Source organism: Paraglaciecola mesophila KMM 241 (assembly GCF_000315015.1).
Taxonomy (GTDB): domain Bacteria; phylum Pseudomonadota; class Gammaproteobacteria; order Enterobacterales; family Alteromonadaceae; genus Paraglaciecola; species Paraglaciecola mesophila.
This window is the reverse complement of record NZ_BAEP01000044.1, coordinates 16,719-37,659: the sequence shown is the minus strand read 5'-3', so window position 1 is coordinate 37,659 and position 20,941 is coordinate 16,719. Positions and strand designations below refer to the sequence as shown.

Genomic DNA, 20,941 nt, shown 5'->3' with positions numbered 1-20,941 from the left:
GAAGAAAAGACTGAACAAAGTACAACGAACAAAGATCTGTGCGTAAATAGCAGGGAGAACATAACCGTGCGCGATGGCTCAAGAAGGGCATGGCGATGAAAAGCGACGAGCATGAATATGCTTATGCTCGTCATCTAAATTATAGCAAGGTCACTGCTACATCCGGCAAATTAGATACTTAAATCGAGTAGGTTGTAATCTTTAAGCTTACCCAAGGTATCGGTCTGCCAGCTGAAATCTATTTTGCTGTTAGCAAGTGGCTGATACTGATAAGGGGTTTCATCTGGGTATTGTGCTTTGCGCGCCTCAATGGCGTAGCCTAGAGCATGGGAGCGTTGTTCAATTAATTTTTCATCATACACCACGGCTTCACTGTGAATACCAGCGCCTTTTACATCCAGCACAGACGAGCGCTTATGAAAGCCAAAGTTGATAGTAATGCGCGGTTCGAACCCTGTGTTAGCGAATGAACCGTGAACCAGTTGACGATTACAGATCACCACATCGCCTGGGTTACATATAATCGGTAGCGCATCCGGAATGCGTTCGCTTCCAGCGTCTTTGACTAACTGCCTTATGTCTTTTCTGCCTTCTTTGTGTGAGCCAGGAACCACCCAAACACCATTGACCGCTGTGCTACCGTAAGCTTGTGCCATGAAATTAAAACCATGAATTTGTGAATCAAACTCTGGGTTGTCCCAATGAGTATCCCCATCTTGATGCCAAGAGACTGCGGCACCTAAGCCCGGCTCTTTGATAAATAAACATTCGTGAAACGGCGCAAAGTCTTGGCCGTTGATTGCCTCAGCTACTTTTAATAATTCAGGGTGGGCATACACTCGCAAGCAAGCAGGGGAGAACTGCAATGATCCTAGCAGTACAAAAGGTGACTCTTTTGGGGCGTTACTGGCTGCTATAGGCTCGAATAATTTCACTTGATGACGGCCGTTAGCGATGGGGGTGCCCCCTAACGGATCCCCTAATGGTTTAGCCCAAAGTAGGTTAGGGGCTTTGCAGTTTATGCCCAGCGCCGGCTCACCTTTGGCATTCAGCGTCGCACCATTCTCTGTAGCAAACCGTTGCTTCAATAGCGCCAAATCTTGTTCTATATCTGCAAGCTCACGCTCGCTTAATACGTTTTCAAAGATATAAAACCCATATGTTTGGTACGCCTCTAAAATCCCCTTGTCTAATTGGCCCTCTTCGTTAAATAGTAAAGGACCGCGATTTGGCAGTGCAACTGCCTTGGCTTGACCCTCTAGTAAGTATTGACGCATGGCGTCAGCGTTGTCGCCATAGTGTGCCGCGCAGGCGTCGATGGACGCGCTGATATCTCTAATCATATCGTGTTCCTCCATTGTAAATAATTCGTTAACACAATCATTCTTAATCTTATGTAGATTTTATGCAACATAAAATTTAATATGTATTAAAATTTACTGATGGCAAAGAGAAGCACGATTTAATGAAACCAATGAGAGCGCAAGGCGGGGTAGCAGCACGAACTGCTAACAAATTAAAACGTAAGCAAACGATACTCGATACTGCCAGAGGCATTATTGCCGGTGGTGGATACTCAACCTTTACTCTTGCTGAGCTTGCGAACTTAGCTAATGTTACCGTCCCTACTATTCATAATTTGATAGGCAATAAATCAGAGGTACTAAAGCAATTAGTGGTCGACATGGTTGAGCGCACAGAGCAGGTCCTATTTGCTGATAAATTTTCAGATCCAATAACGTCTGTTGAATCTTTTGCGGATAATCTTATGGATCTTTATCGCAACGACGAAGCGTTTTATAAAGCAGCATTTGTCGTTGGTGAGCAAGAGTCATTATTTGAGCATGGTCATGCAGCGGGGATTTTCAAAAAATCACTGAAACTTGCTTTTAACGTATGTAATGAAGCTAAAACGCATGGCTTTTTAAACGGCGACGTTGATACGCAATTGCTTGCTGACCGGGTGTTTGCAAATCAACGTATCGCTCGTTATGACTGGATGCACGGATATATCAATTTAGCTGAATATCGCAAGCAAATGATTTGCGGAATGTTACTGACGTTTGCGTCAGATGCCACAAATGATTATCGACCTGCGTTGTTGAATAAGATAAACCAAGTTTTCGCTGAAGGCGAATAATGTATTCAGTAGAGAAAAAGTATGATTAAAATCCACCAAAATAATCTGCCAAAAGGTGTTTATCCCGTTGTGCCCACGCCACTTCTGCGCAATGAAACGCTTGATTTAAATGGTTTGAGGCGATGCCTTGATTTTTATTTAAGCAGTTCTATTAGTGGCATCACGGTACTAGGTAGTGGAGGGGAATTACCTTATTTGACCGATTCTGAACAACTTGCAGTCGTTAAGCATACCCATGATGTTGTTGTTGAAACAGGGAACTCAAAAATCCCGGTTATTGTTGGTGTAAATGCCTTTGGTGTGAAACAAGCAATCAACAAAATTGAGCAATATCAAGGAATGGCAGATGCGATAATGCTGCTGTTTAACGGTTATTATCAACAGTCATTCAGCGAGCTCAAGCAAGCCGTTAAAGCGGTCGTCGAGCGTAGTTCTATGCCTGTGCTGTACTACCATTTCCCGCAAGTTTCAGGTCATTTTTTATCGGCCAAACAGATTATTGAAATACTCAATGAAACTGGCGTTGTAGGCATTAAGGACAGTGCATTACATTTGAGGAGTGCTAAAACAGTGTTAAAACACTGCCCACAAACAGCTTACTTTTCAGGGTTAAGTTTACTCTTGCCGGATTTAATTGGACTGGGCGTCTCGGGTGCGATATGCCCTATAGGTGCGATTGCGCCAGTGCTCACGGCCAAACTATGCAAAGCATATTTAATAAAGGAAGAGCAGCACTTGCTAGCTGCGCTTCGAGAACAATTGATTCGGTTGTTGCCTATCGTCAGTGATCCTAAAAATACGTCAGTTAAGCAGTATACTTTGCTTCGCTTGGCAGTGGGTCTGCCTTTCACTATTCTAAAGCAGGCTACAAGTCCGCAGGCACACACTAAAGAGGCCTTACGATTGTTAGGTATCGATATTGAGCCTACTGTAAGACAACCGTTGCCTTCTCTTAGTAATTCAGCAAGCAAGGCGATTGCGAGCCACTTGAGAGCCGCTCAGTTGCTCTGATATGCTTGGCTTATTGTCATTTCCCCAGAACACGATAATTTTAGGGATCCATTGAGAACAAAATTTACATATACTGATGTTAGATAAAAGGACGTGACACTGCTATAAATTCTATATGAAAAAGAGTACACAAACTTGGTTGTTTTTCATTGTTGCCCTTTTGCCAACTAGCCTGTTGGGCGAAACCTATAGCTCGCCTTGTCGCAACCATCCTCCTTATTTATATTTTGTCGATGGGACATGCCACGGCGTACTCCCTGAACTACTTGAAGATATTTTAAGTGAACTTGGACATGACATTAGCTGGCTTGAGGCACCTTGGAGTCGCTCGTATCGTGAGGCCCAGAAAGGCAACGTGGATATACTTATCCGCCATTCTATGAACCCATCCAGAGAGCCATTTTTACTGCCCATCACTTATGGTCATGATGTGAGAAACTTGTCATTTTATTTGTCTCCCACTTTCAACGGTGACATCACATCGTATAAAGATTTAGCCAAAGTGAATATAGGGGCTATCAGAGGAGCATATTATTCTTCTGATTTTTCCAATCTCGACCCAATAGGTCTCACCTTAGTTGGCAACACTGAGCAATTAGTAGCCATGCTTGAGCTTGGCAGAGTGGACGTGGTCGTGGCATCTGAAACGCAATGGAAAGATCAATTTGAAGGGCGTTTCGAAAAGGCGACTTTCATTGATAGCTTTATAAACTTCTATTACATCAGTATTGCCAAAAATTCAAAAGCGCTCAGCATTTACGATGATGTGGCACGGGTCATGTTGGAGTATCGAAAAAGTGGTAAAGTAGATCAGTACTTCAAAAATTACGCGGTAACCCCACCCAAACAAAATTTTGAGTAACCGTTGTCTCGTCTGCTAGTTGTGGCTTATTTGGTTTTTCTAAATACCGCAGATAGCCGGGCGACAATAAAGCTTTTAGCGCTACTATTTTTGTTATATTCAGTCAATTCAACAAATTTGAGGAGTAAAGGGTGGGACTGATACTAGGTCCGTTAGTCATATTTTGGCTAGCGATGGGGGTGTATGTTTTGCGCAGCAGCTATGTGTTGCTGCAAGGTTACTTTACCCTCGCTGGGGCTGTGGTGATTGGTTTTTTAGCGCTCCTGTGCTTCATCTCGTATGTTTACTGGGGATTCTCGCGCTTTAAAAAGCGCAAGGAACTCTGGTGGTGTGATATTCCGTTATTCTTCACAGCAAATAAACACAGCTTGATTGCCTTCGCGCTTGCTTTTGCAGCCCATTGGCTGAGTAAAAATCTATTAGCTTACAGTTATATAGCAACCATATCTGCAATAGCCATGTTTACCATTTCATTTGGCGCCCTGGCTGGTGCGTTTGGCGCTGGCTTGTTTATGAAACAGCAGGGTATTGAACGAACCCACTGAGATTTTTAGCTGTTGAAGCACCGTCCAAGTTTTAACTTAGATTTGGAGTCAGTTGGGGGCGGATGCAAGTGTAGGGAAAGGTTAAAACTCATGTATAGGTTTTGGCAGAATTATATGTTTAGTCTTTAAAGGCACCGATAAATTTCAATGGTTGTATAAAAAATGGATGTTTCAAAAGAGTATTTTCATACTCAAATAAGTGCTCAGTTAGCTTTGCTTGATCATGGTTCAGCGCAAAATGATATCGATAAAATCAAGCTTATCATTCATGCTGGAACACCTAAAACGGGCACCACAAGTATTCAAACCTACCTGAGTAAAAAGCAACGCAAGTTAAGAGGAAAGGGTGTTTTATACCCCCACAACCTAGAGGCATCAAACAATCCCGGTGCGCCTGCTCATCAATGGTTTGAAAAAAACTTAGTGACCACGCATGTGGACAATTTTGTGGCAAATTTTACTAACCTCATTTCACAGATTAAAGAAGACACCCACACTATTATTTTGTCTTCCGAGGGAATTTATAATTACTGGTGGGATTTTCCTGATGCTTCAAAAGATTTGTTGGGCGAACTCGCTAAGTTGTTCGATGTAAAGCTGTGGGTATGGTTTCGCGAGCCAGTGGCGTTTATCGAGAGTTATTACAAACAATGTATTCGCAATCCGCAGGTAGCAAGTAACCCCTGTTATGGTCAAGATTTATCATTCGCTGACATGTTAGAGGTTGAGTGGTTTAACAAACACTTAGACTATCAGGGCTTCGTCAGTGAATGCACAGCTGTTTTTGGTCAAAGCAGTGTGTCGGTCTTCGAATATAATGGTGATGTGGTGCAGCAAGTCAGTCAACTGTTAGGCTTGGCGACCGCACATGACAACCCCACGCCTAGGCAAAACAACAGCTTAAATAATGCGTCGGTTAGCTTGTTACGCGCTATCAATCGGTACGATGTAAAAGCAAAAGACAAAGAACGTTTAATGCCCTATCTGAAAGAGATAAACAACATCATGGATGCCTATGCGAATGTGGATGGTAAAGATGTAAACAGCAGCTTGATTGACGAGGTTACTAAAAAACGCATTATGGCGTTGGCCACCCTCGTTAATGACTAACCTGCATAGGTATAGGTGCGTCTTTCTATTTTCGGTCTTTGAATTTCATGGTAAAGAAAAACAGCAAAAAGTAGCAACCAAAAGCAAACCAGTAGGGCAGCGCCCCATCAACTGAATATAAGTATGTACCTAATATTGGGCCTACAGTAAAACCCAGCGGTGGGCATGCACCTGCCACGCCCGCAACAGCGCCTTGCTCATCTGATGATACAGCCACTGACGCTCCCGCCATAAAGCCAGGCCCGGCTAAGCCCATGCCTAAGCCAAGAATACACATGGCTAACATGTACATACTCTGGGTGTCCGTTATTGCCATAATAGCAAATGAAATCATCATCATCGGCATGGATATGCGCAGCAATACGAAGGGGCGAACGGATAATCTAGGGATAACCAAGAGTTGAACAATCAGTGCTGCAGCGGCTGACAACATAAGGCTTATCCCCACGATTTTCGCAGTTTGCGTGCCATCAAGTCCAAGTACATCTTGAAATCGAAAGGCGATAGTTTGTTGTACTATGGCAAAGCCCATAAACAACAGAACCCCTGCTACCACAAGGGGAAAGATGCGTGGGTCAGTGTATTTTAATTTTTTGGGCTTTCTAACATGTGCTGGCCTAGGCAAAACAGGCAGGGCGTAAACAGCGAGTATGGCGGCAGCCAGCGTTAACAACACCGAAAAATACAAAGGGGTAATCAAGCTAATACTTGCCAATAATCCCCCAATGGCAGGACCTAATATTGAACCTATATTGGTTGCAGCCCCTATGGCGCCCATGCCCTTGATACGATCTTGTACTGTGGTTATGTCTGCCATGTAAGCGTTAGCAGAGGGCGAAACCGCTGCCATCACCACAGCATTGGCTACTCGTGTCGTGATCAGAAGCGCAAGGGCAATAAGGGGTATCAGATAACCTAGCAGGGCAGCTTGAAACACCCCCGCAAATAAAATGCTCCCGGCTGAATAGCCAAATAAACCAATCAATAGCACTTTTCTTCGGCCCCACATATCGCTGGCGCGTCCCCACAAAGGACTGACCAAAAATATAGTTAATGATGAACAGGAAATGATAGCGCCAATCTGCACCTCTACTAAGCCAATTTCTCGTCCAAGGGGGGCAAGTATGGCAAACAGGACGGTTTGGGCAAACCCCATGGCGCCTGCAGCTAATAATAAGGTGCGTTTGGCTAACACATTCGCTGCATGTGGATGGCTTATCTCATTGGCTTGATCATTGTTTGATTGGGTCATAAAACGTTAATTTGAATACTGTTTTTAAAGCGCTTTACACTCGGAAAATGTAAAGCGTTGATAATGTTACGACAAATTCTCTAACTTACACTAAGGCCTCTAATTTACACTAGGGTAGTTAGCGCTTCACCTGAATACTGTTCTAGTTCTTCAAGTTTTCCGTTGCGGATTTTATTGGTCCAGTTCGGATCTTGCAGTAACGCACGACCTACGGCAATTAAATCAAACTCGCCCTTGTCCATACGTTCAATCAAATCGTCGATAGAACGTGTATTTGACCCTTGGCCTGCAAAGGCACTGAAGAAATCTTCGTTCAAGCCCACAGAGCCAACGGATATCGTCGGTTTCCCGGTCAGTTTTTTAGTCCAGCCAGCAAGGTTTAAATCGCTGCCTTCAAATTCATTTTCCCAGTAACGGCGCTGAGAGCAATGAAATATATCCACACCGGCATCACTCAAGGGGGCTAAGAACTCTTCAAGCAACTGCGGGGTTTCAGCCAAACGAGCGGTGTAATCTTGTTGCTTCCATTGTGAGTAGCGCAACACGATAGGGAAATCAGGAGACGTCGCTGCGCGGATAGCTTTAATGATTTCGATTGCTAAACGAGAGCGGTTGGCCATGCTACCACCCCATTCGTCAGTGCGTTGATTGGTGCCTTCCCAGAAAAACTGATCAATCAGGTAACCGTGGGCGCCATGAATTTCTATGCCATCAAAGCCAATACGCTGAGCATCAGCTGCAGCAGTGGCAAAGCCGTTAATAACCGTTTCAATTTGTGCTTGAGTCATTGGCTCAGCACCTTGTTTACCAGGCTTGAACAAGCCAGAAGGGCCTACGCTAGGTAATTCAGGGAATGGTGCTTTTTGCGCCACGCGTGCCATGCCCACATGCCATAACTGAGGCATGATTTTGCCCCCAGCACTGTGCACAGCCTTAACAGTCTGTTCCCATCCTGCAAGGGCAGCATCACCATGAAACTGAGGAATACGAGCGCTCATTGTCGCTACCGGATCGTTGATGGTTGTGCCTTCAGTGATAATTAAGCCTGTTCCGCCTTCTGCGCGGCGACGATAATATTCGGCGACGTCTGATGTTGGTACGCCACCAGGGGAAAACTCGCGCGTCATGGGAGCCATAACAACGCGGTTATCTAGAGATAAACCTTTGTTTTTAAATGGTGCAAATAGTGCGTCTACTTTGTTACTCATATTGTTGTCCTTGCTATAATTAAATGTCGTTAACTTGTTTTAAATTTGGAATTGAGTCTGATGCAGTCGGTGCCACGCTAACCGAGCGTACCAGCGATGAAATCATGACAGACGCAAGCCGTGTTATATCGCGTTGCTCACCCAACATGTGGGACAAGTGCAGTGATATCAAGCCATGTACACCAGCCCAAATCACGTAACATATATCTATTGGGTCACCCTTTAATATCCCTGCGCTCACTGACGCCTTTACTACTTGGCGCATAGGTGCGCTGCTGCGTAAAATTTCGCTTTCAAGGGCTGTGTATTTGCTCAGATCAGGTTGAGATACGCTATACATAACTCGGTATGAATCGGGATATTCTAGGGCAAAGTTAAAGTAAGCATGGCAAAGCGCGCTAAGCTGATTATGTAAACTTGGCTCAAGGGAAAGCGCTTCTTCAAGCGTGTCGGCAATACGTGCAAATTCACGTTGGCGTAGCGCTGCAAGAATATCGGCCTTGTTCTTAAAGTAGCGATAGGGTGTTGTGCGGCTGCAGCTAAGATCGGCGGCTAATCCTCGCAGCGAAATTCCCTCTACTCCTGATTTAGCGAAAGAAGCTAATGCGTGATCGCACATGCGATTACGAAAACACTGTATCTCTTCATCTGTTAACACTTTAGGCATTAAGGTTTATCAGCTTATATCTGGAACACATCTTACGTGCACTCATAGGTTTCGAAATAGAGCTTGTACCGATTATGATATATCTATTATTGACACTGTCAATTTAAAATAAGACCTAGCGTTAATGATAAAAATTAGGGGATGATGGCTTGGATTTTGTCCTTTCTCGCCGTTGTTTTTTTAACCAATAGCGATCGTCCTTGATGCACATCAGTACCTGAATGCAAATAGTTAATTACACTGTTCAAAGTTATAGTGAGTTGAGTGGATACAGTGGAATACTTACATGTGTTGATGGCGGGTTTGACCGCTATCATCTTGTTTATTTTTGGTCTGGAAAACTTTTCCAAGGAGATCGAGCGCCTAACCGGTGAGCATTTTAGAAAGTCGCTGAGTAATGCGACTAAATGGCCTATAGTCGGCGTCGCCATCGGTGCGCTTGTGACTATGGTGATCCAGTCAAGCTCAGCTACATCCGTTATTGCCATTGGGTTGGTGAACGCAGGTGTTTTATCGTTCAAAAACAGTGTGGGGATCATATTTGGCAGTAATGTAGGCACCACTATCACTGCCCAGCTTGTGGCATTTAAGATCACTTACTTCGCGCCAGTATTCATCATCTTAGGATTCTTTTTAAGCCTTCTACACTCGCGCTACGCCATATTTGGCAAAGCCATCTTCTACTTCGGTTTCGTGTTTTTTAGCCTGAATCTTATATCGTCTAGCCTCGAACCTTTGCAGCACTCACCCGGTGTACTCAAGTTTTTAACCGAGGCGCATAATCCACTTTATGCCATTGCCTTTGGCTGCTTATTCACCGCGCTTGTACAATCAAGCTCAGTGACAACCGGCCTGGCAATTATTCTGACTCAGCAGGGCCTAATCAGTCTAGAAAACGCGGTTCCTTTAATTATGGGCGCCAATATTGGCACGACTTCAACCGCACTGATTGCCATGTTTAATATGGATGTGTCGGCTAAAAAAGCAGCATTGAGTCATTTTCTATTCAACATAGGGGGGGTAATGCTGTTTACGCCACTGCTGTTTATATTTGGTGATAGGTTGGGGCAGTACAATCAGAACCCGGCTATTGCTCTTGCCAATATTCACCTGATTTTTAACCTAACGACCAGTCTTATATTTACCTTAGCGATAGGCCCGTTTACCCGCTTTGTGGATTGGATCCTAGGGGAGGGTAAAATGGACTTTGAACGTCTAATTCTTCCTACCTATGACGAACAAGACGGCTTTGCTGAGTGCGAACATAAATTAGTGGATGCGCAATTGCAGCTATTTAAGTTTCTGCAAGAAAACTACAACACGGTGACGCTGAGTATTGAGACAAACTATCAAGGTGTATACGAAGCGGCCGGTAAGCGCCTTGAATATACTCAGTTTGTGAAAAAAGAATACCTGCATTACTTTGCTAAAATTGTTACTGCGATTAAACAGGAAGACGAGTCGAAGAAGCTTATGCAGCTAATCAATCGTTTTGATTACTTATTTCAAATTCACGATTCAATTAATGATCTGTTTGAATCAAAGAGGGTGATGACCGAGCAATACATTGAGCTTAAAAGTGACGTGCTACTCATTGTGCGAACGTTATCGAGTCAGACCTTAGAATTCTTTGATGATATAGGAGATGCTGCGCAAGAAGGGCGAGACCTCAACGCTAAGGTGTTGTCGAAAAACCTACAGCATTACATCGATAATGCAAACCGCGCATTGCTGTTGTTATTAGTGGATCCTAAGCGTGAAGATGCCGGTGCATTAACTAATTTTGTGACGTATTCCCAGCGCCTTAAGGATAAGCTGCATAATTTCGCCTCACTAACGCTGCATCACCAGGCTAGTGACTCTTCAGCTGAGGCGGTAACAGAATAATAGCTTGTGATATACCATAGCGACAAAATACGCCACAGCAGACTAAGTGATGTTTTTCAGTATGTTTTAATAAAGGGGCTGGCAAGTTTTTGATAAATAACTATTTGCATCAAAAGAGGCAAATGCGCAATGCCTGAGAGGCACTCATCAGGGGCAATCATCCCGTGACCTAAAACAAAAAGGGCTAACAAACTGATAAGTGCTAGCTCTTTTCCAGTCAGCCTGAAACCGATGCTGTGTTGCTATATGACTCGCTCGGCTTTATTAACTACTCGCTTGGTTTTTCTGCGCTTTGTGCTTTTTCGTCAGCTTTGTCTTCTGCTTTTTTCACGCGTATTTTATTTGCACCTAAAGTATGTCCGTTCAGGTTAATGGTTGCGGCTTTCGCATCGCCCGCTTTTGGCATTTCAATAAAACCAAAGCCTTTTGAGCTTTGCGTAGCAGGATCAATCACAATAGTACACGACTGAACAACGCCATAGCCTTCAAAAAGGGTACGTAGTTCGTCTTGCGTGGTTGCTCGGTCTAAATTGCGGATCAATAATTTCATGTTAACGCTCTTAAAAAAAATAATGTGCTAATGATAACAGCGTTTGTTGTGTATCAATACGGGTTAATGCGACTGGTTGGTGATCCTTGGTGAGGTTCTTTTACCTTTTTAATGTAGTTTGAATCTGGTTTTACTTAAGGTCACTAAAAAGAGGCGTAACTTTTTTGCTTTATGAAAAAATATTTTTGAGCCTGTATCCTTAACAATGTCTACCCGAATTATATCCTGTTGCTTAAGTTAACGTGTCGCTAAAAGCCGTTAACGTGCAAATTTAACCTCCTATAAATTTCAACCTAATTAAAGGGTATGATGCTTATTATTGGTCTTATCGGTGACGTTTGTTGTATTTAGCTGCATTTTTAGGTTGAGGCGATTTTAATCTATATGCGCCAATCGTGCTTCTTTTTAAGTGGGCGATCTATGTGATTTTGAGTAAAATAAATACCTTTGTATTGGGGCTAGTAATTTAAATTTTGTTGTCCTATTATCCGCATTCGCTCTCGGGGCGCCTCTTTTGGCTGAGATGTAGTAATACAAACCCGTAGAACCTGATCCGACTAGTATCGGCGTAGGAATGAGCAGCACATCCTCACAAGGGATGTTTGTTTTCGTTTTCCGCGCGCCTGTATTTTTTTAAGGAAAACAAAATGAACACTGTCCTTTCTTCCAGTGAAGTGGCCGCTAACGCACTTGCAAGCACCTCCTCTGAAAGCCAAAAAATTACACGCACCCCCCTTCCAGCCAGTAAAAAAGTGTATGTGGTATCACCTAACGATCCTAGCGTTCGTGTGCCTATGCGCGAAATCAGTTTAACCGACGGAACCGCCGTCACCTTGTACGATACCTCGGGTCCATATACTGATGAAACGGTGGACATAGATGTCAACAAAGGCATTGCTGATGTACGAAGTGAGTGGGTGTTATCCCGGAACGACACTGAACATTATCAAGGCCGTGAAGTACAACCACAAGATAACGGGCATTTCGATGAAGCCCGCGCTTTTCAATATTACAATGGTGACCTGCAGCGCACACCAAAACGCGCGCTGCCGGGTAAAAACGTCAGTCAAATGCATTACGCCCGAAAAGGCATTATCACCAAAGAAATGGAATACATAGCGGTTCGCGAAAACCAAGCGCGTGAAGCACTAAGCAATGAATTCACCACGACTGAGCGCAATCAGAGACTAAAAGGCAACTCCCTCGGGGCTAACTTGCAGCCCATTACCCCAGAGTTTGTGCGCAAAGAGGTGGCTGAAGGTAGAGCAATTATCCCAGCCAATATTAACCATACAGAACTTGAACCCATGATCATCGGGCGAAACTTTTTGGTTAAAATCAATGGCAATATTGGTAACTCAGCACTGCGCTCTTCCATTGAGGAAGAAGTTGAAAAGCTGGTGTGGTCTATTCGTTGGGGCGGTGACACCATCATGGATTTATCTACGGGCAAGAACATTCATTCTACCCGTGACTATATCGTAAGAAACTCCCCCGTCCCTGTGGGCACAGTGCCTATTTACCAAGCGTTGGAAAAGGTCAAAGGTGTTGCTGAAGATCTAACTTGGGAAGTGTTTCGCGATACTTTGATTGAGCAGGCAGAGCAGGGCGTAGATTACTTTACTATTCATGCTGGGGTGCGGTTGCATCATATTCCTATGACGGTGGATCGCGTGACAGGGATCGTTTCCCGTGGTGGCTCGATAATGGCGAAATGGTGTATTGCTCACCATCAAGAGAACTTTTTATACACCCATTTTGAAGACATCTGCCACATCATGAAAGCGTATGACGTGAGCTTTTCCCTGGGTGATGGTTTACGTCCAGGATCACTTGCTGATGCGAACGATGAAGCACAATTTGCTGAACTCATTACCCTTGGTGAGTTGACCAAAATTGCCTGGAAACACGATGTGCAAACCATGATCGAAGGTCCAGGTCATGTGCCTATGCACATGATTAAAGAAAACATGGATATGCAACTTGAGCACTGTCATGAAGCGCCATTTTACACATTGGGGCCTTTAACAACGGACATCGCTCCTGGCTACGATCATATTACCAGTGGCATCGGTGCAGCCATTATTGGTTGGTACGGCTGCGCAATGCTTTGCTACGTAACGCCCAAAGAGCATTTGGGCTTGCCGAACAAGGATGATGTAAAACAAGGGATCATGGCGTATAAAATTGCGGCCCACGCGGCGGATATTGCTAAGGGGCATCCCGGAGCACGTTATCGCGATGACTTGTTGTCAAAAGCGCGTTTTGAATTTCGCTGGGTTGATCAGTTTAATCTGGGGCTTGACCCAGACACTGCCCGAGAATTTCACGATGAAACCCTACCTAAAGATGCCGCAAAAGTAGCGCACTTTTGCTCTATGTGCGGCCCTAAATTTTGCTCTATGAAAATATCTCAAGAGGTGCGTGAATATTCAGCGGATTTGAAAAATGCTGACATTGAAGCCGGTATGGCGCGTAAGTCAGCGGAGTTTACCGCCGCAGGTGCACAGATATACGTGGCGCAGACGGAGTAGCTTGTGGCTCACCAAAGTGGTAACGGAATGCGCATTGCCATAGTGGGGGCAGGTATCATGGGTCGAATGATGGCGTGGCAATTATTGCAACGCCAAGAGGCTATTTCGCTCACCATATTTGATAAAGATCCCATTGAAAGTGGCAGTGCCGCTGCATATACAGCGGCAGGTATGCTGGCACCGTATAGCGAACTTGAAAGCGCGGATCTTGCTGTGTTTCACATGGGGCTGGCGTCTTTAACACGCTGGCCGGATGTGATCCACACTCTAAATTCGCGGCTGGCTAAACCCTTGACTCTGTTTGACCGAGGAACGTTAGTGGTGGCGCACCGCCAAGACAAAGCCGATTTTCAGCAGTTTTCCCGCCAGTTAATCGGTAAGTTACCAGATTTCGTGCAAGATAGAGTCTTTTCGCACATGCAGTTTCTAACCCAACCGACACTTCACCAATATGCACCTCAATTAGCTAATAACTTTGAAGGCGCTCTTTATCTGCCTAATGAAGCTTGGGTTGATACCGCTGAGGTGATGGCAGGTCTGGCAGACTGTCTTCAGCAATCTGCTGTGAAGTGGCACGCGAATACGCATGTGCTCAGGGTTGATAACGAACAACAAAGCGCTGATGCTAATAGCGCAGCGGTTTTCTTGCCTGAGGGTAAACACGTTTTTGATTATGTAATTGATTGCCGCGGACTTGGCGCGAAGCAAGACGTGTCTGTCGTTGGCCAAAGGGGGGCTAAGTTAAGTTACAACACAGTCGATGATAAAACGTGTGAGCAGCAAATGCCTAAGTTACGTGGTGTTCGCGGTGAAGTCATCACCTTGTATGCGCCAGAGGTAGAACTCAAGCACGCAGTGCGACTGATGCATCCAAGGTACAAACTGTATATTGCACCGCGGCACAACCATCATTTTGTGATTGGGGCGAGCCAAATCGAAAGCGAAGATACTGGCCCTATCACTGTTCGCTCGACGCTTGAGCTACTGTCTGCGGCGTATTCAATTGATGCTGGTTTTGGTGAAGCAAAGATTGTAAAAACTGCGACAAATTGCCGCCCGGCATACCCAGATAACTTACCTAAAGTGCATTTTAATCAGCGGGTTATGCGCATCAATGGCCTATTCCGTCACGGCTACTTGTTAGCGCCCATGCTCGCTGAGCAAGCATGTAACAGGCTGTTTGATGTCGATTTCAAGTCAACGTATGTAGATTTAATACAGGAGGTAGCATGCTAACCATTTACTTTAACGGCGAGCCGTTCAAGGTAACGCAAAGTTCATTGCCTGACGTCCTTCTAGAGCTCAATGCGCCCGCTATATGCGCGGTAGCCGTTAATGGGCAGTTTGTGCCTAAAGACCAGCATCAAAATGTGATATTGCAAGAGCAAGATGCCCTTGATGCATTCACACCCATGCAGGGGGGGTAAAATGAGTTGGCAATTAGCAGGTAACACGCTTAATAGCCGTTTTTTAATTGGCTCATCTTTATATCCATCACCACACATCATGCAGCAATCTATCGCCGCGTCTGGTGCGCAAGTTGTCACTGTTTCGTTGCGTCGCCAATCCCCCGGGCTAAAAGGCGGCGACAGTTTTTGGCAACATATTAAAAGCCTAAACTGCCATATACTGCCCAACACTGCTGGCTGCTATAGCGCTAAAGACGCCATTCATACTGCGATCATGGCGCGAGAGGTATTCAACACCCACTGGATAAAACTCGAGGTGCTGGGTGATGAGTACAACTTACAACCCGACCCCTTCGCCTTACTTGAGGCGACTAAAGAGCTCATAGCGCAGGGCTTTGAAGTTTTTCCCTATTCCACAGATGATTTAGTGTTAGCCGAACGATTAGTTAGCGCTGGGTGTAATATCGTCATGCCGTGGGGGGCGCCAATTGGCACAGGTCGAGGCTTAATCAACCCTTATGCCCTCAAAACACTCAGAGCGAGGTTACCCGATACCACCTTGATTGTTGACGCAGGTCTCGGCGCGCCTTCTCATGCTGTGCAAGCCATGGAGTTAGGTTTTGACGGAGTGTTGCTCAATACGGCCGTGGCCGAGGCGCAAAACCCTATTTTAATGGCCCAAGCTTTTCGAGATGGTATTGCCGCAGGGCGAAGTGGCTTTGAAGCAGGTGTTATTCAACAACGGGACCTAGCGAAACCCAGTACGCCTGTGCTGGGAACGCCATTTTGGCACCAAGACAAAGATGATCGAGGTGGCTGAGCATGATAAGCCATGAAGCAATAGTCAGCGACCCAAAATCGCTAGATAGCGGCATAAAACCGGCGGTTTTAACCTTTTCTGGCAGCGACAGCGCGGGTTTAGCAGGCATGCAGATGGATTTAAAAGTACAGCATGCTTTACAGGTTCATTGCTTGAGCGTATTAACGGCTGTTACTGCACAGAATAACCAACAGGTTTTGGCGGTTAACGCCGTCGAAAAAGCTATGTTCGACGCACAAATTCAGGCAGTTTCGGTATTTCGCCCTAACGTGATTAAAACCGGATTCATTGCCAGCGAAGCGCAGGCGAAACAGATTACCGCCGTCCGCCGGGGGCTAGGGATCCCGCTTATTTGTGACCCTGTTGGCGCGGCAACAAGTGGCACTGAATTACACGATCAGCAAAACATCGAAAGCCATAGAAATATCAATAGGCTGTTACTTACTCACTGTACTTTGATCACCCCTAATATTCCTGAGGCTCAAGCGCTTGTTGGGTTTGATATCGAAACCGACAGAGACATAATAAAAGCAGCTAAAACCTTGTTTGAAATGGGGGCTCAGACGGTGCTAATTAAGGGCGGGCACTGGCAATATGCTGATCACATCAGTCAAGACTACTTTTACAGCCCAGAAGAGCAGTTTTGGCTGCAAAACGAACGGATAAACACGCCCCATACACGAGGCACCGGCTGTGCGCTCGCATCAGCAATAGCCAGCGCCATTGCCCTAGGTTATTGCTTAAAAGACGCTATTGTCATAGGGAAAATGGCCATCACCCAAGGGCTATTTAATGCAAAAGGCCTACTCGCCAGTAACGTGCGTTATCAAGACACCCATGATAAGCAGATTTCGAATTACGAAGATAATTACGAAGACACCCATAATAAAGGCTCCCAAGTTAAGCAGGTTTCAAATTACGAAGATGAAGATAATTATGAAGACACCCATGATAAAGGCGGCGTCGAAATCCGTTGTTTTCCTGCAAGCCCGCGCAGTTTACCCCGTCTATATAATGAGCCTTTGATGGAGACGAACGCGCTTAGTTTTCTCGTATCACAGAGACAACAGAAGTCATTTCCCAGTATTGGCGATGAACCGCTTGGCTTATATCCCGTTGTCGATCGTGCACTCTGGCTTGAAACGTTATTGCCGCTTGGGGTTTCTACCATTCAACTTAGAGTGAAAGATTTAACTGGACAGCCATTAGAAGAGGAAATCAAACGAGCAGTTGAAATAGCAAAGCACTTCAAGTGTCGTTTGTTTATCAACGATTATTGGCAATTAGCTATTAAGCACGGGGCCTATGGCGTGCATTTAGGCCAAGAAGATTTAGTCGCTGCCGCTCAAGATGAATCGAACCCAATTAACCAATTGTTAGAAGCGGGATTGCGTTTAGGCATTAGTACCCATTGTCATTATGAAGTAGCGCGAGCCCATGCGCTGAAACCTTCTTATATTGCCTACGGACCGGTTTTCGCCACACAAAGCAAAGACATGCCTTGGATCCCCCAAGGATTAACTGAGCTAGCCTACTGGCAACAACTATTAGATTACCCTGTGGTTGCCATTGGCGGAATTGATCTTGATCGTGCAAAATCGATCCACGTGCTTGGTGTATCGGGTATTGCCATGATCAGCTATATCACCCAAGCCGCTAACCCCATCAAAGTGACACAATCTTTGCTTAGAGCACTGTCCTAATGAGCTTGTTCAGCGCGGGTGAGTGGCAGCAATATCAACGCCATATACAGCTAGAGCAGGTGGGTATTGAAGGGCAATTTTGCCTAAAAAATGCCAAGGTGCTGGTTGTTGGTGCTGGCGGGTTAGGTTGCCCGGTGGTTATGTATTTGGGGGCTGCTGGTGTTGGTAACATTACCATTATTGATGGCGACAGTGTTTCTCAATCTAATTTGCATCGCCAAGTGTTATACGCATTTTCGGATATAGGAAAACCAAAAGCCAGTGTTGCAGCAGACCGAGTTAAGCAGAACAACCCGTTTATATCCGTATCAGATATAACCACTCACCTTAGTGCGTCGAATATCGATGAATTGATTGCCAAGGTCGATATCGTTCTCGATTGTACTGATAATTTTACGACGCGTTTGCTACTCAATGAGGCCTGTCTTGCTCATCGTAAACCGTGGGTCTATGCCAGCGTACTCGGGCTTGAAGGCCAACTAGCGCTTTTTATGCCAAGTAGCGCATGCTTCCGCTGTGTATTTCACGATTTGCCCACTGATATTGCGGATTGCAATTCGTCGGGCGTGCTCAGTACCTTGCCTGGCTTAGTAGGATTATTACAAGCTAATACCTGCTTAGAATATTTACTTAACCCTCAACAGGAAAACCTAAGTCGAATGCATTTGTTTTCTGGTAAAAACAACCAAATTCGCAGTATCAGCTTACAACAAAACCCACAGTGCGACGCCTGTGCGCCCAGCGATCGTGGCGCGGCTAAAAAGGCATTGCGTTACAAGCAAAGCAACGAGACTAAACAGGCGGAATTGAATACGTCGACCTCAGATGATGAGGTGAACATACATGAAGCCGAAAAATCATTATTAGCATTAGGCCCCCAGGTGTTTGTTCAGCAGCTATTGGCCGTGAGAAATTTGAAAGGCAGTAGCGACTCAGCAGTGAGAAAGCACGCTGTTCTACTCGATGTGCGAAGTGCAGATGAGCACCGAGGTTTTAATATTGGCGGCCAATGCCTGCCCTTAAGTGATGACTTTACCGACGTATTTCACGCAAAACATGCTGAGAGAACCAAGTCTATTTTTATCTATTGCCAGTCTGGTAAACGCAGCTACGAAGCGGCTGCACTGCTGCAAGCAAAAGGGTATGGAAGGGTGTATAGCTTAGAGGGCGGCTTGGGCGAGTTACTTCGTCACCCTAAATTGGTTGAAAAACTGCAAGAGGGGTGACGATAACCGATGATGGTTACTAATCTTTGAGCGGTTGCAAACACTGACGGCGTTATATGATGCTAAAAATTGTGCTCCATTTTGGTGGTGACTCATCAGTAAATAATCTTTTTATGAGCTTGCTAAATAAGCACACAGCGACAAAAATCATGACTCACTTATGCGAGCAACAAGAGGATACACGATGATTAATCCAGTAGGTTGGTTTGAGATACATGTAGATGACATGCCACGAGCGAAAGCGTTTTATCAAACGGTATTAGCGGTTGAACTGGAATCGCTAAGCGATCCTACAGACGGCAATGCGAAAATGTTAGTATTTCCCTCAGACATGGAGAATTACGGTGCCTCTGGGGCGTTGGTAAAAATGGACGGTTTTAGCCCAGGCGGCAATGGCACGTTAGTGTATTTCGCGTGTGAAGACTGTGCCAAGGAAGAAAGCCGAGTAGAGGCCGCAGGTGGTAAGGTTGAACGCCCAAAAATGTCGTTAGGAGAACATGGCTTCTGCGCCCTAGTAACCGACACTGAAGGCAATATGTTCGGCCTGCATTCTCAGCAGTAAAGAGCGAGCTTATTTACACTGTATTAAATTTAACGAGGCGCAGCAGGTACAGCACGTAAAGAGTTGCGCCATGTTTTTATGTTCAGTGGCAAACTTACAACCTTCAACGTTAAAGCTTTCCGACCTTATGGCTTATATCAATACCAACTTCAATAAATAAGTGCGCTCTCAGAATTCCCTTCGGGCGAATTTTAAAAAGGACTTACTCTGTGTTGCTCAAACTTGAAAGAGCAATAGTTCAGTTTTAATAAAGCGCTATTATTCAAGCGCCTTTATTACGCCCTTTTATATTTTCGCTGAATGGTTAATTATTTACTGGGGTTGGTATTACAATTTGTGCCGTCACTCAAATGGTCATTAACGCCCCAACTTTTGAATCAACCACTGGTGGGCTCGGTTAATCACATTTTGGTTCTTGCTACCTAAGATCCCTCGCACTAAAGGCGGTATGTGCTCGTGGTTCGCATCATCATTAGAGACATAGTGTTCTAACATGTGCTTCCATGCGTCTTGCTGCTCTTCTGGTAAATGTTTTAACGCTTGTATTGCATGGATCAACACAGGAAAAGGCAGCGCGCTACTGACATAATTGCCGCTCCACCAGTAATTAACTAATACATTAATCTTGCTTTGAGACTCAACGCTGTGCCACCAAGGTGATGGAATATAAATAGCATCGCCAGGCTGCAATTCCACTGATAACCCATGTCGGTAAGCTTCGTCGTACTTTGGAAATCGAGATAAATCTGGATTCCGTAAATCAATCAAACTCACGGGTTGACCCGCTGGGGTATGCTCGATTGGGCCTATATATAGATTGTCTATCTGCTCTGGTGGGAAAAGCGTGAAGCGTCTTACTCCCCCTGCAACAATGGCGATGTTGTGGGCTTCGTCAAAATGCGGTGCCACAGTAACTGGGTTACCCAACCAGATAAATGGGTGTGTGTCAGGCAAACACGGGTTGGTAAGTTGAGACTCGAGCTTGGGCAGCACATCTCTTATTCGGGCACTTTGCACACACACTCTATCAACAGCTAATTTTGCATCTGAATTGGCATAGTGCGTCATATGCCCAAGTGCCTGTTGCAGTGTACCTTGGGCCTTTTGGAAATTCATCGACGTGAGGTTATCGCTGTAGAACATCCGTCCTTGGGTTGCCTCAGGAAGGATGATAAGCGGCAATATTGCATTACTGGCAACGCTCGTTAGATATTCACAAAGTGCGTTATCGGAATGTTTAGCTGCATTCACCAAGGGCCAATTATTAGCAAAGCCGCGTATCACCGCAGGTGAATAATCAGCGTTGAGCATGTGCAATAAATCTTCACTATCATTGGATTCCAGCACACGAGGTTGGGGAAGATTCTCAATATCAAATGAATTGTTTTGCATAACGTTAACGCTTGGTTCTGTTTTATGGGTCAATGTAAAGGAAGGCTAGCATCGAAAATTGTA

General features: G+C 45.1%; 19 protein-coding genes and 1 riboswitch. Of the genes, 13 read left to right on the top strand and 6 right to left on the bottom strand.

From position 1 onward, the window contains the following. Positions 1-170: 170 nt before the first annotated feature. The gene (locus tag GMES_RS10185; RefSeq protein WP_006992590.1) at positions 171-1,343 is read right to left on the bottom strand and encodes a phytanoyl-CoA dioxygenase family protein; all 1,173 of its coding nucleotides are present in this window, start codon (positions 1,341-1,343) and stop codon (positions 171-173) included. 122 nt (positions 1,344-1,465) lie between these two features. On the opposite strand from GMES_RS10185, the gene GMES_RS10180 reads away from it, so the two are divergent. The 5 genes from GMES_RS10180 (at position 1,466) to GMES_RS10160 (ending at position 5,668) form a co-directional block, all read left to right on the top strand. Further along, the gene (locus GMES_RS10180) at positions 1,466-2,140 is read left to right on the top strand and encodes a TetR/AcrR family transcriptional regulator (RefSeq protein WP_033185612.1); all 675 of its coding nucleotides are present in this window, start codon (positions 1,466-1,468) and stop codon (positions 2,138-2,140) included. A gap of 21 nt (positions 2,141-2,161) precedes the next feature. Further along, positions 2,162-3,151, top strand: a complete 990-nt coding sequence (locus GMES_RS10175; protein ID WP_006992588.1) for a dihydrodipicolinate synthase family protein — start codon at positions 2,162-2,164, stop codon at positions 3,149-3,151. 115 nt (positions 3,152-3,266) lie between these two features. Further along, the gene (locus tag GMES_RS10170; protein ID WP_006992587.1) at positions 3,267-4,013 is read left to right on the top strand and encodes a substrate-binding periplasmic protein; all 747 of its coding nucleotides are present in this window, start codon (positions 3,267-3,269) and stop codon (positions 4,011-4,013) included. A 131-nt stretch (positions 4,014-4,144) separates the two neighbouring features. Beyond that, a complete protein-coding gene (locus GMES_RS10165; RefSeq protein ID WP_006992586.1) occupies positions 4,145-4,558 on the top strand; it encodes a hypothetical protein in 414 nt (137 codons plus the stop codon). Between the two features lie 162 nt (positions 4,559-4,720). After that, positions 4,721-5,668 carry a hypothetical protein gene (locus GMES_RS10160; protein WP_006992585.1) on the top strand — a complete coding sequence of 316 codons (948 nt, stop codon included), beginning with the start codon at positions 4,721-4,723 and terminating at the stop codon, positions 5,666-5,668. 25 nt (positions 5,669-5,693) lie between these two features. Here GMES_RS10160 and GMES_RS10155 read toward each other — a convergent pair whose 3' ends face one another. From GMES_RS10155 to GMES_RS10145, 3 genes are all read right to left on the bottom strand, one after another. Further along, the gene (locus tag GMES_RS10155; RefSeq protein WP_006992584.1) at positions 5,694-6,920 is read right to left on the bottom strand and encodes an MFS transporter; all 1,227 of its coding nucleotides are present in this window, start codon (positions 6,918-6,920) and stop codon (positions 5,694-5,696) included. 104 nt (positions 6,921-7,024) lie between these two features. Then, positions 7,025-8,128: an NADH:flavin oxidoreductase gene (locus GMES_RS10150; RefSeq protein ID WP_006992583.1), complete on the bottom strand. Its 1,104-nt coding sequence runs from the start codon at positions 8,126-8,128 to the stop codon at positions 7,025-7,027. Between the two features lie 19 nt (positions 8,129-8,147). Further along, positions 8,148-8,795, bottom strand: coding sequence for a TetR/AcrR family transcriptional regulator (locus GMES_RS10145; RefSeq protein ID WP_006992582.1), 648 nt, complete (start codon positions 8,793-8,795; stop codon positions 8,148-8,150). A gap of 264 nt (positions 8,796-9,059) precedes the next feature. Here GMES_RS10145 and GMES_RS10140 point away from each other — a divergent pair, with 264 nt between their 5' ends. Beyond that, positions 9,060-10,682, top strand: a complete 1,623-nt coding sequence (locus GMES_RS10140; protein WP_226990283.1) for a Na/Pi cotransporter family protein — start codon at positions 9,060-9,062, stop codon at positions 10,680-10,682. Between the two features lie 268 nt (positions 10,683-10,950). On the opposite strand, the gene GMES_RS10135 is transcribed toward GMES_RS10140, so the two are convergent. Further along, positions 10,951-11,232 carry an RNA recognition motif domain-containing protein gene (locus tag GMES_RS10135; protein ID WP_006992579.1) on the bottom strand — a complete coding sequence of 94 codons (282 nt, stop codon included), beginning with the start codon at positions 11,230-11,232 and terminating at the stop codon, positions 10,951-10,953. Between the two features lie 491 nt (positions 11,233-11,723). After that, positions 11,724-11,824: riboswitch (TPP riboswitch) on the top strand. A gap of 55 nt (positions 11,825-11,879) precedes the next feature. Here GMES_RS10135 and thiC point away from each other — a divergent pair. From thiC to GMES_RS10100, 7 genes are all read left to right on the top strand, one after another. Further along, the gene (gene thiC, locus GMES_RS10130; RefSeq protein ID WP_006992578.1) at positions 11,880-13,766 is read left to right on the top strand and encodes a phosphomethylpyrimidine synthase ThiC; all 1,887 of its coding nucleotides are present in this window, start codon (positions 11,880-11,882) and stop codon (positions 13,764-13,766) included. A 3-nt stretch (positions 13,767-13,769) separates the two neighbouring features. Beyond that, entirely contained in the window at positions 13,770-15,002 is a 1,233-nt protein-coding gene (locus tag GMES_RS10125; protein ID WP_006992577.1) for an FAD-dependent oxidoreductase, read from the top strand. After that, entirely contained in the window at positions 14,996-15,193 is a 198-nt protein-coding gene (gene thiS / locus GMES_RS10120; protein WP_006992576.1) for a sulfur carrier protein ThiS, read from the top strand. Before GMES_RS10125 ends, thiS begins: the two co-directional genes overlap by 7 nt. Before the next feature lies 1 nt (position 15,194). Further along, the gene (locus GMES_RS10115; protein WP_006992575.1) at positions 15,195-15,995 is read left to right on the top strand and encodes a thiazole synthase; all 801 of its coding nucleotides are present in this window, start codon (positions 15,195-15,197) and stop codon (positions 15,993-15,995) included. 2 nt (positions 15,996-15,997) lie between these two features. After that, complete coding sequence (thiE, locus tag GMES_RS10110; protein ID WP_006992574.1) at positions 15,998-17,698, top strand: thiamine phosphate synthase; 1,701 nt, start codon at positions 15,998-16,000, stop codon at positions 17,696-17,698. After that, positions 17,698-18,924 carry a HesA/MoeB/ThiF family protein gene (locus tag GMES_RS10105; RefSeq protein ID WP_006992573.1) on the top strand — a complete coding sequence of 409 codons (1,227 nt, stop codon included), beginning with the start codon at positions 17,698-17,700 and terminating at the stop codon, positions 18,922-18,924. Before thiE ends, GMES_RS10105 begins: the two co-directional genes overlap by 1 nt. Positions 18,925-19,108: 184 nt before the next feature. Further along, complete coding sequence (locus GMES_RS10100) at positions 19,109-19,486, top strand: VOC family protein (protein WP_006992571.1); 378 nt, start codon at positions 19,109-19,111, stop codon at positions 19,484-19,486. A gap of 357 nt (positions 19,487-19,843) precedes the next feature. On the opposite strand, the gene GMES_RS10095 is transcribed toward GMES_RS10100, so the two are convergent. After that, positions 19,844-20,878, bottom strand: a complete 1,035-nt coding sequence (locus GMES_RS10095; protein WP_006992570.1) for a cupin-like domain-containing protein — start codon at positions 20,876-20,878, stop codon at positions 19,844-19,846. Between the last annotated feature and the right edge of the window lie 63 nt (positions 20,879-20,941).

Coding starts and splice junctions, on each gene's coding strand:
- GMES_RS10115 (WP_006992575.1), top strand. CDS start 15,195: ATGAGTTGGCAATTAGCAGGTAACACGCTTAATAGCCGTTTTTTAATT.
- GMES_RS10185 (WP_006992590.1), bottom strand. CDS start 1,343: ATGATTAGAGATATCAGCGCGTCCATCGACGCCTGCGCGGCACACTAT.
- thiE (WP_006992574.1), top strand. CDS start 15,998: ATGATAAGCCATGAAGCAATAGTCAGCGACCCAAAATCGCTAGATAGC.
- GMES_RS10105 (WP_006992573.1), top strand. CDS start 17,698: ATGAGCTTGTTCAGCGCGGGTGAGTGGCAGCAATATCAACGCCATATA.
- GMES_RS10180 (WP_033185612.1), top strand. CDS start 1,466: ATGAAACCAATGAGAGCGCAAGGCGGGGTAGCAGCACGAACTGCTAAC.
- GMES_RS10135 (WP_006992579.1), bottom strand. CDS start 11,232: ATGAAATTATTGATCCGCAATTTAGACCGAGCAACCACGCAAGACGAA.
- GMES_RS10100 (WP_006992571.1), top strand. CDS start 19,109: ATGATTAATCCAGTAGGTTGGTTTGAGATACATGTAGATGACATGCCA.
- GMES_RS10170 (WP_006992587.1), top strand. CDS start 3,267: ATGAAAAAGAGTACACAAACTTGGTTGTTTTTCATTGTTGCCCTTTTG.
- GMES_RS10175 (WP_006992588.1), top strand. CDS start 2,162: ATGATTAAAATCCACCAAAATAATCTGCCAAAAGGTGTTTATCCCGTT.
- thiS (WP_006992576.1), top strand. CDS start 14,996: ATGCTAACCATTTACTTTAACGGCGAGCCGTTCAAGGTAACGCAAAGT.
- GMES_RS10160 (WP_006992585.1), top strand. CDS start 4,721: ATGGATGTTTCAAAAGAGTATTTTCATACTCAAATAAGTGCTCAGTTA.
- GMES_RS10155 (WP_006992584.1), bottom strand. CDS start 6,920: ATGACCCAATCAAACAATGATCAAGCCAATGAGATAAGCCATCCACAT.
- thiC (WP_006992578.1), top strand. CDS start 11,880: ATGAACACTGTCCTTTCTTCCAGTGAAGTGGCCGCTAACGCACTTGCA.
- GMES_RS10145 (WP_006992582.1), bottom strand. CDS start 8,795: ATGCCTAAAGTGTTAACAGATGAAGAGATACAGTGTTTTCGTAATCGC.
- GMES_RS10095 (WP_006992570.1), bottom strand. CDS start 20,878: ATGCAAAACAATTCATTTGATATTGAGAATCTTCCCCAACCTCGTGTG.
- GMES_RS10150 (WP_006992583.1), bottom strand. CDS start 8,128: ATGAGTAACAAAGTAGACGCACTATTTGCACCATTTAAAAACAAAGGT.